16 protein-coding genes and 1 riboswitch are annotated in these 16,770 nt (G+C 75.6%); of the genes, 3 read left to right on the top strand and 13 right to left on the bottom strand.

What is annotated here, in order from left to right; translation table 11 throughout:
* From AB2L27_RS07810 to dapE, 7 genes are all read right to left on the bottom strand, one after another.
* A complete protein-coding gene (locus AB2L27_RS07810) occupies window positions 1–1,587 on the bottom strand; it encodes a leucyl aminopeptidase family protein (protein ID WP_370440909.1) in 1,587 nt (528 codons plus the stop codon).
* A gap of 98 nt (window positions 1,588–1,685) precedes the next feature.
* Complete coding sequence (locus tag AB2L27_RS07805) at window positions 1,686–1,853, bottom strand: DUF3117 domain-containing protein (RefSeq protein ID WP_106210338.1); 168 nt, start codon at window positions 1,851–1,853, stop codon at window positions 1,686–1,688.
* Between the two features lie 134 nt (window positions 1,854–1,987).
* The gene (locus AB2L27_RS07800) at window positions 1,988–3,229 is read right to left on the bottom strand and encodes a hypothetical protein (RefSeq protein WP_370440908.1); all 1,242 of its coding nucleotides are present in this window, start codon (window positions 3,227–3,229) and stop codon (window positions 1,988–1,990) included.
* A complete protein-coding gene (locus AB2L27_RS07795; protein ID WP_370440907.1) occupies window positions 3,226–3,753 on the bottom strand; it encodes a hypothetical protein in 528 nt (175 codons plus the stop codon). The genes AB2L27_RS07800 and AB2L27_RS07795 overlap by 4 nt, the downstream gene beginning before the upstream one ends.
* Window positions 3,732–4,013: a DivIVA domain-containing protein gene (locus AB2L27_RS07790; protein WP_370440906.1), complete on the bottom strand. Its 282-nt coding sequence runs from the start codon at window positions 4,011–4,013 to the stop codon at window positions 3,732–3,734. Before AB2L27_RS07790 ends, AB2L27_RS07795 begins: the two co-directional genes overlap by 22 nt.
* A complete protein-coding gene (locus AB2L27_RS07785; protein ID WP_370440905.1) occupies window positions 4,010–4,663 on the bottom strand; it encodes an LOG family protein in 654 nt (217 codons plus the stop codon). Before AB2L27_RS07785 ends, AB2L27_RS07790 begins: the two co-directional genes overlap by 4 nt.
* Window positions 4,660–5,820, bottom strand: coding sequence for a succinyl-diaminopimelate desuccinylase (dapE, locus tag AB2L27_RS07780; protein WP_370440904.1), 1,161 nt, complete (start codon window positions 5,818–5,820; stop codon window positions 4,660–4,662). The genes AB2L27_RS07785 and dapE overlap by 4 nt, the downstream gene beginning before the upstream one ends.
* A gap of 43 nt (window positions 5,821–5,863) precedes the next feature.
* On the opposite strand from dapE, the gene dapD reads away from it, so the two are divergent.
* Window positions 5,864–6,853, top strand: a complete 990-nt coding sequence (dapD, locus tag AB2L27_RS07775; protein WP_370440903.1) for a 2,3,4,5-tetrahydropyridine-2,6-dicarboxylate N-succinyltransferase — start codon at window positions 5,864–5,866, stop codon at window positions 6,851–6,853.
* Between the two features lies 1 nt (window position 6,854).
* On the top strand, window positions 6,855–7,799 hold the full coding sequence (locus AB2L27_RS07770) for a hypothetical protein (protein WP_370440902.1): 945 nt from the start codon (window positions 6,855–6,857) through the stop codon (window positions 7,797–7,799).
* A 34-nt stretch (window positions 7,800–7,833) separates the two neighbouring features.
* Here the strand turns inward: AB2L27_RS07770 and AB2L27_RS07765 are convergent, their stop codons facing one another.
* From AB2L27_RS07765 to fdxA, 3 genes are read right to left on the bottom strand one after another with little or no spacing between them, the layout of a single operon-like run.
* A complete protein-coding gene (locus AB2L27_RS07765; protein ID WP_370440901.1) occupies window positions 7,834–9,120 on the bottom strand; it encodes a citrate synthase in 1,287 nt (428 codons plus the stop codon).
* A gap of 60 nt (window positions 9,121–9,180) precedes the next feature.
* A complete protein-coding gene (gene dapC / locus AB2L27_RS07760) occupies window positions 9,181–10,362 on the bottom strand; it encodes a succinyldiaminopimelate transaminase (protein ID WP_370440900.1) in 1,182 nt (393 codons plus the stop codon).
* A 1-nt stretch (window position 10,363) separates the two neighbouring features.
* Window positions 10,364–10,690: a ferredoxin gene (fdxA, locus tag AB2L27_RS07755; RefSeq protein ID WP_370440899.1), complete on the bottom strand. Its 327-nt coding sequence runs from the start codon at window positions 10,688–10,690 to the stop codon at window positions 10,364–10,366.
* A 108-nt stretch (window positions 10,691–10,798) separates the two neighbouring features.
* On the opposite strand from fdxA, the gene AB2L27_RS07750 reads away from it, so the two are divergent.
* Window positions 10,799–11,803: a GNAT family N-acetyltransferase gene (locus AB2L27_RS07750; RefSeq protein WP_370440898.1), complete on the top strand. Its 1,005-nt coding sequence runs from the start codon at window positions 10,799–10,801 to the stop codon at window positions 11,801–11,803.
* 5 nt (window positions 11,804–11,808) lie between these two features.
* Here the strand turns inward: AB2L27_RS07750 and AB2L27_RS07745 are convergent, their stop codons facing one another.
* The 3 genes from AB2L27_RS07745 to mshB all read right to left on the bottom strand — a co-directional run bounded on the left by AB2L27_RS07745 (window position 11,809) and on the right by mshB (window position 16,711).
* Window positions 11,809–13,092 (bottom strand): acyl-CoA dehydrogenase family protein, encoded by a 1,284-nt coding sequence (locus tag AB2L27_RS07745; protein ID WP_370440897.1) that lies wholly within the window; start codon window positions 13,090–13,092, stop codon window positions 11,809–11,811.
* 62 nt (window positions 13,093–13,154) lie between these two features.
* A riboswitch (SAM riboswitch) is annotated at window positions 13,155–13,266 on the bottom strand.
* 220 nt (window positions 13,267–13,486) lie between these two features.
* Window positions 13,487–15,475: an AAA family ATPase gene (locus AB2L27_RS07740; RefSeq protein ID WP_370440896.1), complete on the bottom strand. Its 1,989-nt coding sequence runs from the start codon at window positions 15,473–15,475 to the stop codon at window positions 13,487–13,489.
* Between the two features lie 168 nt (window positions 15,476–15,643).
* On the bottom strand, window positions 15,644–16,711 hold the full coding sequence (gene mshB / locus AB2L27_RS07735) for an N-acetyl-1-D-myo-inositol-2-amino-2-deoxy-alpha-D-glucopyranoside deacetylase (protein ID WP_370440895.1): 1,068 nt from the start codon (window positions 16,709–16,711) through the stop codon (window positions 15,644–15,646).
* Window positions 16,712–16,770: the final 59 nt, after the last annotated feature.

The following is a 16,770-nucleotide window of genomic DNA, read 5'->3' as shown; positions in this document are numbered from 1 at the left end:
TCAGCGCGCCCCCGGCGCCGTCCCCGGCGCCACCGACGTCTCCAGCCACTCCAGCAGCAGGCGCGCCCCGTAGCCCGTGGCGCCCTTGACCACCTCGTGCTCGGGACCGTCGGCCCGCCCGGTGCCGGCGATGTCCAGGTGCGCCCAGCGCCGGCCGCCGGTGAAGGGCCGCAGGAACAGCGCGGCCACGATGGACCCGCCGCCGTGCCCCGGCGTCGTGGTGACCTGGCGCGCGTCGGCGACGTCGGAGTCGAGCGAGGCGGCGTAGTCCTCCACCAGGGGCATGTGCCAGACCCGCTCGCCCGAGGCGTCCGCCGCCGCCTCGAGCTGGGCGACGAGGTCGGCGTCGGCCGAGTACAGGGCCGCGTGCCGCTTGCCGAGCCCCAGCGTCGCCGCCCCCGTGAGGGTCGCGACGTCGACCAGGACGTCGGGGCGCAGCACGGCGTCGGCGTAGGCGAGGGCGTCACCGAGCACGACGCGGCCCTCGGCGTCGGTGTTGTTGACCTCCGTCGTGCGCCCGCCGTAGTGGGTGACGACGTCCCCGGGGCGGTAGGAGTCGGCGCCGAAGGCGTTCTCGGCCAGCGCGAGCAGCCCCGTCACCTTGACGGGCAGCTTGAGCCGGGCGGCCGCTGCGACGACGGCCAGCACGGCCGCCGAGCCGGCCATGTCGGTCTTCATGGCGACCATGCCCTCGCGCGGCTTGATGCCCAGCCCGCCGGTGTCGTACGTGATGCCCTTGCCGACGAGGACGACGTGCGGGGCGTCGGGGCGGGCGCGGGGGGTCCAGCCGACCTGCACGAGCGCGGGCGAGGACGCCGACCCGGCGCCGACGGCCAGCAGCCCGCCGAAGCCCTCGCGGCGCAACCGGTCCTCCTCGCGCACCTCGACCTTCAGCCGCAGCCCGGCCGCGACCTCCCGGACCTGGGCCGTCATCCACTGCGGGTCCTTGAGGTTGGACGGCGTGGCGGCGAGGTCGCGCGTCAGGACCGTCGCCCCGGCGCTGACCTCGGCGTGCCGGACGTCGGCCGCCTCGACGGCGCCGAGCAGCAGCAGGCGGCGCGGTTCCGGCGCGCTCGCGGCGCGACGGCCGCTGACCGGCGGGGCGTAGGAGGCCAGGAGGAACCCCTCGACGAACGCGCGGGTGCCCGCAGCGCCGACCCCGTCGGCCAGGGTGGTGGCGACGTCGCCCGGGGCGCTCGCGACGGCGCGGGCCAGGGCGGCCCCGCTGCGGCGCAGCGCGGTCGGGGAGGAGTCCCCGACGCCGACGACGAGGAGCCGGCGCGGGCTCCCCGCGGGGGCGGTCACCGGCAGGCGCGTCACCTGGGCGGTGCGGCCGGTGGAGCCCTCGGCGGCGCAGGCGGCGGCCAGGTCGATCCCGTAGCGGACGGCGGCGTCGGCGGCGCCGGGACGCGGCTGCAGCGGGGCGTCGGCGCCCTCACCCGCGGCGACCGGGACGGCCAGGACGTCGAACCCCGCCAGCTCGGCCCCCACGACACCGCCGCGGCGCACCTCGACGGCGGGCGGGGTCCAGCGGCGCAGCTCGGGGGCGGCGGCGGTCACGGTCCGGGGGTCTGCGGTGGTGTTCACGGGGCGGTCCTGACTCTCGCTGGTGGGCGCGGGCGGCGGGGGTGGTGGGCAGACGTGTCGGGGCGGGTACCCGTCAGGTACCCGCCCCGTCCCGACCCTCAGCCCACGACCGAGGTGATGGCCTCCCCGAGGGCCTTGGCCTCGTCGGGCGTCATCTCCACCACGAGCCGGCCACCACCCTCCAGCGGCATCCGCAGGACGATGCCACGTCCTTCCTTGGTGACCTCCAGCGGACCGTCCCCGGTCCTCGGCTTCATGGCCGCCATCGGCGTGCTCCCTCTCGTCGTCGCGTGCGCGCGCCACCCGCGGCCGGGTGCCGCGGACAGCGTGTAAGACAGCGTGTTGTCCTCCATCATCCCCCACCGGGCCCCCGCGGCGGGCGCAGGGGCCCGCCGGACGATCACGGCGGCCAGTCCGCCGGCGGCGAGAACCGCCACAGCCAGGCGGTCCAGACCACCTGCAGCGCCAGGCAGCAGACCACCCAGCCCGTCAGCGGGACGCGGCGCCCGGGCCGCAGCCCGGCGAGCGCACCGAGGGGGAACAGCAGGACGAGGTAGCGGAACAGGCTCGTGAACGGGTCCAGGACGAGCAGCAGGTACCCGACGTAGGCCAGGCACCAGGCCCGCAGCTCCGGGCCGAGCGCGCGGGCCCGGGCCGAGCACAGCCAGGCCACGTACGCGGCCAGGGCCAGGACCAGCACCACGGGACCGACGGGCCCCAGGACGTACTGCGAGACCCCCCACCACGGGGCGAGGGGGACGACCTCGCCCCCGGAGCGCCAGGCCCCCATCGTCGCGGTGTAGGCGTCGGGGCGTCCGGTGAGCTGCCAGGCGGTGAACGGCCACAGCAGACCGGCCGTGCCCGAGGCGGCGAGCAGGCCCAGGCCGCGCAGCGCCTCCCTGCCGCCGAGCACCGTCCCGTCCCGGTGGCCGGCCCACGCCCGCAGCCCCAGGTGCACGACCACGACGACGGACAGCGGCACGGCCACCGGCCGGGTCAGGCCCAGCAGCAGGGCCAGCAGCGCGGCGGGCAGGTAGCGGCGCCGCTGCAGGCACAGCAGGAAGCCCACGAGCAGGGCCACCGCCGGGCCCTCGGTGTACGGCACCTGGTAGACGAGGGAGGGCGGGGCCAGGCAGAACAGGACGGCCGCGCTCCACGCCCCGCGGCGGGCCGCGGTGGCGCCGACGCGCTCGCGCAGCGCCCGGCGCAGCAGCACCTCGATCCCCACGGCGGCGGCGGCCCCGGTGAGCAGGGAGACCAGGGCCCCGGCGGCGCCGAAGGACAGGCCCGTGCCCATGAGCACCCGGGCCAGCAGGGGCGCGACGGGGTAGAAGGCCAGCGGCGACTGCTGCGGGTCCCCCGCCGAGCCCAGCGGGACCGCGTCGGGGTACCCCCCGGTGGCGATCTGCTCGTACCAGGTCGCGTCCCACATCCGCAGCAGGTCGCCGTAACCGGGGTTCGCCGGCGTCCACGTGCTGGCCGGCTGGAAGCGGGCCACCTCGGCCAGGACGGCGGCCGAGAACAGCCGCGCGGCCACGTACACGGCGAGCACGCGCACGGCCACGGGCAGCCGCAGCCAGCGCAGCAGCAGGCGGCTGCGGACGGGCAGCCGCGCCGCCCCGGTGGTCTGGACCGCCGTCACGAAGGACCGCGCAGGTCGTCGGTCGCGGCCCGCAGCACCGCCCCGAACGCGACCTGGCCCAGCAGTCCGGGCACCGGACCGCCGAGGGCGGCGAGCCGGGCCAGCCAGCGGGGGCGGAGGAGGACGCGCTCGGTCCAGTCCACCCGGACCCGGCCGTTGCCGGCGGGGGCCACGACGATGTCGACGTCCCCGCCGAGGACGTCACCGGTCTTCACGATCCGCACGCGGCCGATCGCTCCCGGCCCCTCGGTGCCGTCCGGCGGGACGCGCTCGACGACCTCCATGGCGTCGACGAGCACGAACGGGCCCAGCGTCGTCGTCCCCACGAAGCGTTCCCCCACGGCCGCGACGGGGCCGTCCTGCGCGCGGGCGACGACGGTCGCGGGCACCCAGGCCGTCTGCCGGGGCCAGTCGGTGAGGACGTCGAACACGTGCTTGACGCGGCCGGTGACGACGGCGGAGGCCGTGAACTCCACCAGCCGCCCCCGGCCCACCCGCGCGCTCACTCCTCGGCCGTCCGCCACGCCGTCAGCTCCTCGTCCCGTTCGCGGATCTCCTCGCGCAGCCGGTCCAGGACCGCGTCCACCTCGTCCATCCGGTACCCGCGCAGGCCCAGGGAGAAGCGGACCGCGTCGACGTCCCCGGCGGACACGGGCCCCTCGGGCAGGCCCCGGTGGGGGCGGGTGGAGGTGGCCGGGCCCATCGCACCGCCGACGCGCCCCGTCACGACGGCGACGACGGCCCCGATCGTCACCAGCACCAGGACGAGCAGGAGCAGGGTCACCGTGCCGCTCCCCCGCCCGGCCCGTCGGTGGGCGCGTCGGTGAGCCCGTCGGTGGGGAAGTCGACGAAGGACCCGACGATCTCCGAGCTCGGCAGCGAGACCCGTTCGCGCGGAGCGCGTTCGAGGTGGTCCAGCGCCTCCTCGGGGTCCTCGGTCCAGCGGATGCAGTCCAGGACGACCGGCCGGGCGAAGCCGGAGGCGACGAGGGAGTCGAGCCACTGCCTCAGGCCGGCGTAGTGGCCCGCGCAGTCGAGGACGGCCAGGGGTTTGGTGTGCAGGCCGATGGTGCGCGCCACCCAGATCTCGAACAGCTCCTCCAGGGTGCCCAGGCCGCCGGGCAGGACGATGAACGCGTCGGCGCGCTCGTCCATCTGCGCCTTGCGCTCGCGCATGTCGCCCGTGACGACGAGTTCACCCAGGCCCTCGGGGGGCAGTTCCAGGTCCAGCAGCGCCTGCGGCATGACCCCGGTGGTGCGGGCCCCGGCGGCCCGGGCGGCGGCCTCGGCCGCGCCCATCACCGACGTCCCGCCCCCGCCGTAGACGAGGTCGTGACCGCGTTCGCCGATGCGGCGCCCGACGGTGGCGGCCAGCTCCACGTGGGCGGGGTCGATCCCGCCGGAGGCGCTGCCGTACAGGCAGATCGTGCTCACCGGGCGCCGTCCAGCAGCCAGCCCGTCAGGACCTGCAGGCACTGCTCGACCTCGGCGGTGCGGCAGCGTTCGTCGTCGGCGTGGGCGGTCGCGTTGTCCCCGGGGCCGTAGTTGACGGCCGGCACGCCGAGGGCGGAGAAGCGGGCCACGTCGGTCCAGCCGTACTTGGGCAGGGGCGTGGTGCCGGTGCGGGCGACGAAGTCGGCGGCCGCGGGCAGGTGCAGCCCGGGCCGGGCCCCCTCGGCCACGTCGGTCACCTCGACGGCGAACCCGTCGAAGACCTCCCGCACGTGCGCCTGCGCGCCCGCGGCGTCCAGCGACGGGGCGAAGCGGTAGTTCACGGTCACGGTGCAGCGGTCGGGGATGACGTTGCCCGCGACGCCCCCGCTGACGAGGACGGCGTTGAGCGCCTCGCGGAACACCAGGCCCTCCACGTCGACCTCCCGCGGCTCGTAGGCGGCCAGGCGCGCCAGGACGGGCGCGGCGTCGTGGATGGCGTTGTGCCCGCGCCAGGGCCGGGCCGAGTGCGCGGCCCGGCCCGTGGTGGTGACCTCGGCGCGCAGGGTGCCGTTGCAGCCGCCCTCGACGACCGCCGAGGACGGTTCGAGCAGGACGGCGAAGTCCGCGGTGAGCAGGTCGGGGTGGTTCCGGGCCAGGCGGCCCAGGCCGTTGCGGGCGGCCTCGACCTCCTCGTGGTCGTAGAAGACGAACGTCACGTCGCGGGTGAGGTCGGTCCCGGCGGCGGCGACGCGGCGGGCCAGGGCGAGCTGGACGCCGACCCCGCCCTTCATGTCGCAGGTGCCGCGGCCCACGAGGACGTCGCCGTCGACGGGGTGCTGCTCGCGGCGCACGGGCAGGTTCGGCGGGTCGGTCAGCGGCACGGTGTCCAGGTGACCGGCCAGCAGGACCCGCTCGGGGCGGCCGAGCGTCGTGCGGGCCACCACGGCGTCGCCGTCGCGCGTGAGCTCCAGGCCCGCCAGCGCGCTCAGGGCCGCCTCGACGGCGTCGGCCAGGGCGCGCTCGTCCCCGCTGACCGAGGGGATGTCGCAGACCCGGCGCACCAGCTCCACGACGTCGGCGCCCGGGTCGGCCAGGTCGGTGACAGGGGCGGGGGTGCCGCCGGGGGTGCTGCCGGGGGTGGTCGTGGGGACGCTCACGCACCTCACCCTAGCCAGGGGCCCCGCTTGTAGGGTCGGGCGCGTGAGCGAGCAGAGCGCCCCGTCCGTCCAGACCGGCCCCGAGCAGACCCGTCGCGCCTGGGGCCACGGCCTGGCCACCTACGCCGAGGACGGCACCGTGCTCGACGTGTGGTTCCCCTTCCCCGCCCTGGGCCCGGCCCCGACGACCAGTTCCTACGGGGTCCCGGCCGAGCTGGCCTCGCTGGAGTCCGACGACATCCACCGCCGCACGAAGCAGCGCGTCCTGACGGTCGACGTCGACCTGGACGCCCCGCCGGCGGACACCGCCGACGCCTACCTGCGCCTGCACCTGCTCTCGCACCGGCTCATCGCCCCGCACGGGGCGAACCTCGACGGGATCTTCGGCGTGCTGGCCAACGTGGTCTGGACCAACCACGGCCCGTGCGCCGTGCCCGACTTCGAGCGGGTCCGGCTGGCCCTGCGGGCCAACGTCGGGCCGGTCACCGTCTTCGGCATCGACAAGTTCCCGCGCATGACCGACTACGTGACCCCCGCCGGGGTCCGCGTCGCCGACGCCGACCGCGTGCGGCTGGGGGCGCACCTGGCGGCCGGGACGACCGTCATGCACGAGGGGTTCGTGAACTTCAACGCCGGCACCCTGGGCACCTCGATGGTCGAGGGCCGGATCTCGGCGGGGGTCGTCGTCGGCGACGGCTCCGACGTCGGCGGCGGCGCCTCGATCATGGGGACGCTGTCCGGCGGCGGCAAGCAGGTCGTGAGCATCGGTGAGCGGACGCTGCTCGGGGCGAACTCCGGCACCGGCATCAGCCTGGGCGACGACTGCGTCGTGGAGGCCGGCACGTACGTCACGGCCGGCACGAAGGTCGCCCTGCTGGGCGAGGACGGCACGGTGCAGCAGACCGTCTCGGCGCGCACGCTGTCCGGCTCGGACGGGTTGCTGTTCCGCCGCAACTCCCAGACGGGCCAGGTCGAGGCGCTGCCGCGCAAGGGCGTGCGCGTCGAGCTGAACCCCGCCCTGCACGCGAACTGAGGTGACCCCGACCCGACCGCGTCCCCGTCCCCGTCCGCGCCGCACCCCGCCGGGGGTCCGGCGCACCCGCCGCCTGCGCCTGGTGACCGTCCTGGCGGTCACCGGCCTCGTCGTGGCCGGCGGCGTCGTCTGGCTCGCGCGGGACCCGCAGGCCCCCGTCGTCGTCGAACGCTGCCGGGCCGGCGTCGACGGGGAGTCCACGTCGATGTCCCCCGAGCAGGCGGCCAACGCCGCGACGGTCGTCGGCCTCGCCGTGCGCCGGGGCCTGCCCGCGCGGGCCGCGACCATCGGGATCGCGACGATCGTGCAGGAGTCGGGGATGCGCAACCTCGACCACGGCGACCGCGACTCCCTGGGCCTGTTCCAGCAGCGGCCCTCCCAGGGCTGGGGCACCCCCGAGCAGGTGCAGGACCCCGTCTACGCGACGAACGCGTTCTACGACGCGCTGGTCGAGGTCGACGGCTACCGCGACCTGCCGGTCACCGACGCCGCGCAGCGCGTGCAGCGCAGCGGGTTCCCGCTGGCCTACGGCGACCACGAACCCGAGGCGCGCCTGGTGGCCTCGACCCTGACCGGCTACACGCCCGGTGGGTTCACCTGCCACCTGCGCCCGGCGCCGGTCTCCCAGCGCTCCGGGGACGACGTCGACCTGTCCCCCGTCGCCCAGCGCTTCGCCGACGCGGCGGGCACGCAGGTGACGACCGCGACCCCGCGGGTCGTGGCCGGCACGCGGGGCCGGGCGCTGGAGTTCACCCTGGAGGGGCCGGAGGCCGAGCGCCTCGCGTGGGCCGTGGCCGGCTGGTCGGTGGCCAGCGCGTCGGTCTACGACGTGACCGAGGTCAGCGTGCAGGGCTCGCGCTGGAGCCGGGAGGAGTCCGGGCGCGGCTGGACGGCGACCGCCACCGGGTTGCCCCGGGGCGGGGTCCAGGTCCGGCTGGGGGTCTGACCCGCCGCGACGTCAGCGGGAGATGAGCGGGAGGTCAGCGGGACTGGAGCGGGACGTAGTCGCGCGCGCCCTCGCCGACGTACACCTGGCGGGGGCGGCCGATCTTGGTGGCCGGGTCGGCGATCATCTCGCGCCACTGGGCGATCCAGCCGGGCAGGCGGCCGAGGGCGAACAGGACGGTGAACATCTTCGTCGGGAAACCCATCGCCTTGTAGATGATGCCCGTGTAGAAGTCGACGTTCGGGTACAGCTTGCGCTCGATGAAGTAGTCGTCGTTGAGGGCGATCTCCTCGAGCCGCATCGCGATGTCGAGGAGCTCGTCGCGCTTGCCGAGCTGGGACAGGACCTCGTCGGCCGTCTTCTTCACGATGGCCGCGCGCGGGTCGTAGTTCTTGTACACCCGGTGGCCGAAGCCCATCAGGCGCACGCCCTTCTCCTTGTTCTTGACCTTGGTCATGAACGTGTCGACGTCGTCGTCGGAGTTCTTGATGGTCTCGAGCATGTCGAGGACGGCCGAGTTCGCCCCGCCGTGCAGCGGACCGGACAGGGCGTGGATGCCCGCCGAGACCGAGGCGAAGAGGTTCGCCTGCCCCGAGCCGACGAGCCGCACCGTGGAGGTGGAGCAGTTCTGCTCGTGGTCGGCGTGCAGGATGAGCAGCTGGTCCAGGGCCTTGACCAGGACGGGGTCGAGCTCGTAGTCCTCGGCCGGGTTCCCGAAGGCGAGGCGGGTGAAGTTCTCCACCAGGCCGAGCCGGTTGTCCGGGTACAGCAGGGGCTGGCCGAGGGACTTGCGGTGCGCGTAGGCCGCGATGGTCGGCAGCTTGGCCAGCAGCCGGACGGTGGACAGCTCCACCTGCTCGGCGTCGAAGGGGTTGAGCGAGTTCGGGTAGAACGTCGACAGCGCGCTGACGGCGCTGGACAGGACGGGCATCGGGTGCGCGTCGCGGGGGAAGCCGTCGAAGAACCGCTTGAGGTCCTCGTGCAGCAGCGTGTGGCGCTGGATGCGCTCGGTGAAGTCCGTCAGCTCCGACTCCGAGGGCAGGTGGCCGTGGATGAGCAGGAAGCTCGTCTCGACGAACGTGGAGCCCTCGGCGAGCTGCTCGATGGGGTACCCGCGGTAGCGCAGGACGCCCTCGTCGCCGTCGATGTAGGTGATCGCGCTCTCGCAGGAGGCGGTGTTGGTGAACCCCGCGTCCAGGGTGACCAGGCCGGTCTCCTTGAGCAGGCTGCCGATGCCGAAGCCGGCGGCGCCCTCGGTGGCAGGGGACACGGGGAGGTCCAGTTCCCCACCGGCGTGCTTCAGCGTCACGGAGTCAGCCATGTCGCGACCGTACCCGCCCCGATCGAGCACTCGCGACACCGGTCCTGCACGTGTGGACGATCAGGCCAGGTCGGCCAGCCGCTCCCCCACCTGCGCCACGCGCTCGTCGGTCGCCGTGAGGGCGACGCGGACGTGCCGCGCTCCCGGCGGGCCGTAGAAGTCCCCGGGGGCGACGAGGACCCCCCGGTCGGCCAGCAGGTCGACGGTGGTGCGCGCCGGCTCGTCCCGGGTGCTCCACAGGTACAGCCCCGCCTCGCTCGCGTCGATGCCGAACCCCGCGCCTCGCAACGCCTTCCGCAGCACCTCGCGCCGGGAGCGGTAGACCTCGCGCTGGGCGGCGACGTGCGCGTCGTCGCTCAGGGCGGCCTGCAGCGCCACCTGCACGGGCCAGGGGACGATCATCCCGGCGTGCTTGCGCACCTCCAGCAGCTCGGCCACGAGGGCGGGATCACCGGCGAGGAACGCGGCCCGGTACCCGGCGAGGTTGGACTGCTTGGACGTCGAGTACGCCACGAGCAGGCCGGTGTGATCGTTCCCACACACGCGCGGGTCCAGGACGGAGGCCACGAGGCCACCGACCGTCGTGTCGTGCGCCGGGGACCAGCCCAGCTCGGCGTAGCACTCGTCGGAGGCGACGACGACGTCGTGCGCCCGCGCCCACGCCACGAGGTCGGCGAGCTCGGCCGCGGTGCGGACGGCGCCGGTCGGGTTGGACGGGGAGTTCAGCCACAGCAGCCGGATCCGCGCACCACCGTCCCAGGCGGCCTGCAGCTCCTCGACGGTGTCGGCACCGAGCGGGGTGGCCCGCGCGAGCCGGGCCCCGACGTCGTAGGTGGGGTAGGCCACCGCGGGGTGGGCGACGACGTCGCCCCCGCCCAGGCCGAGCAGGAACGGCAGCCAGGCCACCAGCTCCTTGGAGCCGACGGTCGGCAGGACCCCGTCCGGGTCGAGACCGGGGACGCCGCGACGGCGGGCGAACCACGCGGCGACGGCCTCGCGGAGCGGAGCGGTGCCGTGGGTCTGGGGGTAGCCGGGGGCGTCGGCGGCCGAGCGCAGGGCGTCGGCGACGACGGCCGGGGTCGGGTCGACGGGCGTGCCGACGGACAGGTCGACGATCCCGCCGGGGTGGGACCGGGCGCGGGCCTTCGCGGCCGCGAGGGAGTCCCAGGGGAAGTCGGGGAGCGAGGCGCCGACCCGGCCGTGGGCCCCGGTCGACGGCTCGTGGCGGGTCGGCGCGCTCACGTCAGTGGCCCTCGGCCTGCGGGGGCAGCGCGGTGACCACGGCGTGGTCGGCGTCGATGACGCCCATCTTGGCAGCACCGCCGGGCGAACCGACGGTGTCGAAGAACTCGACGTTGGCCGCCGTGAAGGCCGACCACTGCTCGGGGACGTCGTCCTCGTAGTAGATGGCCTCGACGGGGCAGACGGGCTCGCAGGCACCGCAGTCGACGCACTCGTCCGGGTGGATGTAGAGCGAGCGCTTGCCCTCGTAGATGCAGTCCACGGGGCACTCTTCGATGCAGGCCTTGTCCTTGACGTCGACGCAGGGCTGCGCGATGACGTAGGTCACGGGATGTCCTCCTCCTCCGGCGGGCGGGCGGCCGGGACGCCCTCCGTACGATCCCCGAGTATCGCCGACGCCTGCGGGACACCGCACACGCACCACCCCGGGAGAGCAGTGACCGACCCCTCGACCCCCCAGCTCGTGCGCCCGCTCGCGGTCGGCGGGCGCGTCGTCGTGCGCCACCGGCTGCCCGACGGGTCGGCCACCGACGCCCTCGGGGACCTGCTGGCCGCCGACGCCACGACGCTGCGCATCGCGACGCGGGCCGGGGAGGTCGTCGTGGCGCGCGCGGACGTGCTGGCCGCCAAGCCCGTCCCGCCGCCCCCGGCGCGCAAGGGTCCGCCGCACACCGCGATCGGCACCGACGACCTCGAGCGCGTCATGGCCGAGCACTGGCGGCCGCTGGAGCGCGTCGACCTCGGCGGCTGGCGGCTGCGGGCGAGCGAGGGCTTCACGGGGCGGGCCAACTCCGCCCTGGCGCTCGGCGACCCGGGCGTCCCGCTGGCCGAGGCCGTGGGGCGCGTCGTGGAGTTCCACGCCGCGCGCGGGCTGACCCCGCTCATCGCGGTGGCCCACCCCGACGGCGGGCTGGGCGAAGGCACCGAGCTCGTCGACCTGCTGGCCGCCGGTGGGTGGACCGTCCGCACGCCGACGGCGGTGCTCACGGCCGCGACCGACGACCTGCCCGGGGCGGCCGAGGTCCCGCTGCCGGCGGGGATGCGCGTCGAGACGGCGCCCGAGCCCGACGCCGCGTGGCTGGCCCGGTACCACGACCAGGGGCTGCCCACGGTGCCCGGGGCCGGCCGACGGATCCTCGTCTCGGCCGACGAGCAGGTGTTCGTGAAGGTCCTGGACGGGGGCACCACCGTGGCCATCGCCCGGGGGTCGCTGTCACCGGGGTGGGCGGGGGTGACGGCGGTGGAGACGCTGCCCTCGCACCGTCGCCGCGGCCTGGGCCGGCGGGTGCTGGCCGAGGTCGCCGACTGGGCCCGCGCCCGCGGGGCCGCCTCGACGTACCTGCAGGTGCAGGGCGACAACGCGGCCGCGCGGGCGCTGTACGCGGGGGCCGGGTTCACCGTCCACCACGCCTACCACTACCGGGTGGCCCCGCAGCGCTGAGCGGGCTACCGCCGGGACTCCTGCGCCCGCACCGCGGCCGGGTCGACCGAGGCGTGGGTGCCGATGTCCCAGACGAAGGGCGGCTCGGTCCCGTTGACCGAGAAGTCCCCCACGATCCGCTGCTTGTAGATCACCGGGTTGTGCGAGGCGACGGTGCGCGCGTTGCGCCAGTGCCGGTCCAGGTCCCGGGCCCGCGAGGTCCCCGAGGCGCCCAGGGTGTTGAACAGCAGGGTCGCCGCGCGCGGCACGGACTCCGAGAGCACGACCTGCGCCTGCGCCGTGCGGATCTCCGCGAGCACGTTCGCCTCGCGGTCGGCGGCCGTGCCGGGGAGGTGGGCCGTGTCGGCGGCGGCCTGGACGGCCTGGGCGGCGGCGCGCACGAGGGCGCGCGCGGTGAAGGCCGTGGCGGAGATCTCCCCGACGACCGACAGCACCTGCGCGTCGTTCCGCACCAGCGGCGCCAGGCCGTGGGTGTAGCTGCGCGTGCGGGCCCGCACCTGGGCCCCGGTGTCGCGCTCGACGGCGGCGGCGATGCCGGCCTGCACGGCGAGCAGGACGAGCTGGTAGAGCGCGGTCTGGTAGCGGAAGCGCTCGGTGAAGGGGGCGACGTCGGCGGGGTCGACCTCGACGTCGTCCAGGACGAGCGTGCCGGTGCCGGTGAGCTGCTGCCCGAAGCCGTCCCAGTCGTCCGAGACGCTCACGCCCTCGGCGTGGACCGGCACGAGGGCGGTGACGACCTCGAACCCGCCGTCGAGCCCGTCGGCACCCGTGGCGCGGCGGGCGGTGGCGTCGGTCCAGTCCGCGAAGATCGTGCCGGTCGTGTAGTACTTGCGGCCGCTGACGCTGGTCCGCCCGTCCCGCGTGGTGACGACCGTCTGCTGCTCGCCGGTGACGCCGTCTCCGACCTCGCTCCAGGCGTTGCCGACGAGCTCACCGCGGGCGATGCGCTCCACCCAGCGCGCGCGGTGCTCCCCCGGCGGCAGGCTCAGCACCTGCTCCACCCAGGCGATGTGCCCGCGGAACACCTGCGGCAGCGCGGAGTCGGCGGTGGCGAGGTCGACGAGGAGGTCGGTGAACTCGACGAGGTCGAGCCCCTCCCCGCCCTCGGCGACGGGCAGGCGCAACCGCCCGAACCCGGCGGCGAGCAGCTCGCGCACCTGCGCGCGGGGCAGCTCGTGGTCCTGCTCGCGGGCGACGACGCCCTCGGCGATCCGGGCGAACAGCGGGGCGAACCGCTCGGCGGGGCGGGTCGTGGGCAGCGTGTCGGGGGCCAGCTCGCTGGTGGTCACAGGGTCTCTCCTCGGTCGCGGACGCGGCGGCGCCCGGGCGGGGGGCCGGCCGGTGCGGGGACCGTTCGTCCTTACCCGTGCCGGAGCACCAGGGTCAGGTCGTCACCCGGGGCACCCCACGACGAGGAGGGTTGCCGGCCAGCGAGCCGGGGCTTCGCGCTGGCGCTCATGACCTGGGAGCAGGAAACCAGACGCAGCCGGTGCCGATCAAGGGTGGCGCGCACGACCGGCCCCGGGACGCCGAACGGGAGCGGTGCCCCCAGCCCCCCGGGTGCACCGCTCCCGTGCCCGCTCGCGACGGCCGCCCCCGGAGCCGGCCTGCCGGCCCGGTGCCGTCGCGAGGTCCTGCGTCGCGACCGGGACTCCCCTCCTGCCGTCCCGGTCGCGACGGGTCTCAGACCCGCCGGTCGGCGGGGTCGCGCAGGTCGATCACTCGCGGTGCCACCTGCGGCACGGCCGACGCGTGCTCGGCCTGGGCGGCCTCGAGCACGTCGGTGATCTCGTGACCGATGAGCTCGTGGCGCTCCAGCAGCGCGTCGCGCAGCGCCTCGACGAGGTGGCGGTGGCGGCCGAGCAGCTCGCGGACGGCCTCCTTCTGCTCGCTCAGCAGGTTCTCCACCAGGCGGCGGCCCTCGGCGTCGCCCAGGACGCGGGCGACGAGGTTGCCGTCGGCGAAGGCGCCCTGCTGGACGGCCGCGAAGGAGACCAGCGTGCCCGCCATCCCGGCCGAGCCGACCATCTGCGCCGCGACCGACGTCGCCGACTGCAGGTCCCCGGCGGGGCCGGTGGAGACGTCGCCGAAGAACAGCTCCTCGGCCACCTGCCCGCCGAACGCGATCTTGATCATGCCGGCGAGCTCGGTGCGCGAGCGGGTGTAGACGTCCTCGGCGTCGCCGTGGGCGAGCAGGCCCAGGGCGCTGGCGCGCTTGACGATGGTGAGGATCTCCAGGCGCCGCTGCGGGGCCACCAGCCAGGCGACGGCGGCGTGCCCGGCCTCGTGGGTGGCGATGAGCCGCGCCTCGTGGTCGGTGTAGGCGACGGGCTGGCCGAGCCCGACCTCGGTGACGAGGCGGGCGTGCTCGAGGTCGGCCCAGTCCATGCCGTCACCGCCGCGGCGGACCGCGTTGACGAGGGCCTCGTCGAGCAGGTTCTCGATCATCACCGGCGAGTAGCCGTTGGTGATGCCGGCCAGCGCGTCGCGCCGCTCGGCGTCGTCCAGGGCGGCCTCGTGGGCCTTGCGGGCCAGGAAGTGGTCGACGAGCTGGCGGCGGCCGGTCTTGTCGGGCAGGCCGAAGCTCATGCGGCGGTCGAAGCGGCCCGGGCGCAGCAGCGCCGGGTCCAGGGCGTCGGCGCGGTTGGTCGCGGCGATGAGCAGGACCTCGACCGGTTCGCTGACGGGGCGCCGCAGCCGGCGGTGGGCCGGCAGGAACCGGTTGGCCGTGTCGACGAACCAGCCCTGCAGCCGCTCGGTCGTCGTGGGCTCGTCGAAGGACTGCATCTGCACGAGCAGCTCGTTGACGACGCCGCTGGCGCCCTCGCTGGAGGCGAGCCGTTCGGTCTGCAGCGCAGGCGATCCGGTCGGGGACACGGCCATGGGCAGGTTCGTCAGCCCGCCGCAGCCGACGATCCCGGGGTGCGCGGTCATCGCCGAGGTCATCGCCGCGGTCATCGAGCTCATGCCGCCGCGGGCGCCGGCGATGGCGTCGATCTCCTCGATGAACCCGATGGCCCCGCCCTCGCGGCGGGCGGCCTTGCGCAGGGCCTTGAAGTAGGAGCGCAGCTTGCGGGCCGTCGCGCCGTACCACATGGACTGGAAGCTGGTCGCGGAGACGAACAGGAACGGGACACCGGCCTCGCGGGCCATGGCCTTGGCCATGTGCGTCTTGCCGGTGCCCGGCGAGCCCTCGAACAGCAGCCCGCGGCGTGGCCGGCCGCCCATGCGGCTGCGGAAGGTCCGCGAGCCCAGGAACAGGTCGAGGCTGCGCTCGACGTCCTCCTTGACCGGGTCCAGGCCCACGACGTCGTCGAGGGAGACGTCGATCTGCTCGGGCCGGTAGACGACGTGCGGGGAGCGGCCGGAGACGAGGGTCTGCCCGAGCAGCAGCGCGATCATCACGGCGAAGAAGAGGCCGACCATGACGTAGATCGGGTCGACCGTCGGCAGCGGCGGGACGAGGGACCCGCCGGTGGCCAGGCGGACGTCGACGACGAGCAGCACCGCGAGCACGACGAGCAGCAGCGTCTGCGTGCGGCGGCGGCGGTTGCGCTCGCGCAGCCGGCCGACGTCGGCGCTGTCGCGGCCGGTGCGGGGGGCGCCGGGACGGTCGGACGGCCCGGGCGCGGGCGTGCGCCGGGCGTCGGGGGCGCGCAGGACGTGGGCCACGGGCCGCTCCTCCTCGGATCCCGCCCGGCGGGTTCCGGACGTGGGTCCAGCCAACCCCGGCCCCTCACGCACGGCCACCCATCGTGACGCGTTCGGACGATCGCGTTCACCCGCCTGGAGCAACGGAGCGTGTCGAACCGATCACCCGACGCCGCGGGGGCGGACGTGCTACTCGGCGGGTGCGACGCCGGCGAACAGGTCGGTCTCCCGGCCGTCGGCGTCGAACGGGCCCGAGACCACCCCGTGCCGCAGCCGGAAGTGCTCGGTCGGCCAGACCGGTTGCGGCACACCGTTGGACAGCCGCATGACGGGCACCTCGGCGTCGAGGTCGAGCTCAACCTGGGTGGCGTGGGCGCGCAGCGCGGCGAGCTTGGCGGGCAGCTGCCCGGTCCCGTCGACCGCCGTGGTGACCTCCCCGTCGGGCACGACGACGCTCGGCAGCGTCCCCTCGGGGTCCTCCGCGCCCGCGGCGCCGGTCCCGGCGAGGGAGCGCAGCGCCACCCGGACGGCCGACTCGGGCTGGACGATCTCGTAGACCTTGGCGACCTGCCACGGGACCGTCCCGTCCCGCTGGTCACCGGCGGCCAGCACCAGGGCCCGGACGGTGGCCTCCCAGACCCGGACGTGGTCGGGGTGGCCGTACCCGCCGCCGGGCTCGTAGGTCACGACGACCTGCGGGCGGACCTCGCGCACGACGGCCGCGACCTGCGCGGCGACCTCCTCGGGGTCGGCCGCCGTCAGCGCCCGCGGGTCCACCTCCCCGCCGTCGGTCGTGGTGGAGGCCGCCTGTCCCGGCGCGAGCCAGACCATGCCGGAGTCCCGGTACCCCGAGCCGTCGGGGCGCGCCAGGAAGCGGTGGTCGGTGACCCCGAGCGCCTCCATGGCCGTCGCGAGCTCCTGCGTGCGGTGCTCACCGAGCGCGTCGGGGTCCAGGTCCGCGAGGTCGGCGGGGATGACCTCCCCCAGCTCCCCGCGGGTGGCGGTGAGCAGGGTCACGGTGGCCCCCGCCTCGGCGTAGCGGGCCATCGTGGCGCCGGTGCCGATCGTCTCGTCGTCGGGGTGGGCGTGGACGAACAGGATGCGCCGGGGCTGGTCCAGGTGGTCCATCGCCGCCAGCGCCTCGGGGTCGAGCTCCCCCAGCGCGTCCTCCACCACGTCGGCCGCGATCTCCAGCGGGTCCCGCCCCGCCAGCGCCGCGCCGGACTCGTCGGGCCGTTCGGGAGGGTTCGTCGTCATGGGCCCATCCTTCCCTCGACCGCGCGCGCCCGCGATCACACCCTCCGCCCGGCGCGCGC

Origin of the sequence: Kineococcus halophytocola, assembly GCF_041276425.1 — a bacterium.
Lineage (GTDB): Bacteria > Actinomycetota > Actinomycetes > Actinomycetales > Kineococcaceae > Kineococcus > Kineococcus halophytocola.
This window is presented reverse-complemented; position numbering and strand designations above follow the sequence as displayed.

Coding starts and splice junctions, on each gene's coding strand:
- mshB (WP_370440895.1), bottom strand. CDS start 16,711: ATGACGACGAACCCTCCCGAACGGCCCGACGAGTCCGGCGCGGCGCTG.
- AB2L27_RS07765 (WP_370440901.1), bottom strand. CDS start 9,120: ATGGCTGACTCCGTGACGCTGAAGCACGCCGGTGGGGAACTGGACCTC.
- AB2L27_RS07805 (WP_106210338.1), bottom strand. CDS start 1,853: ATGGCGGCCATGAAGCCGAGGACCGGGGACGGTCCGCTGGAGGTCACC.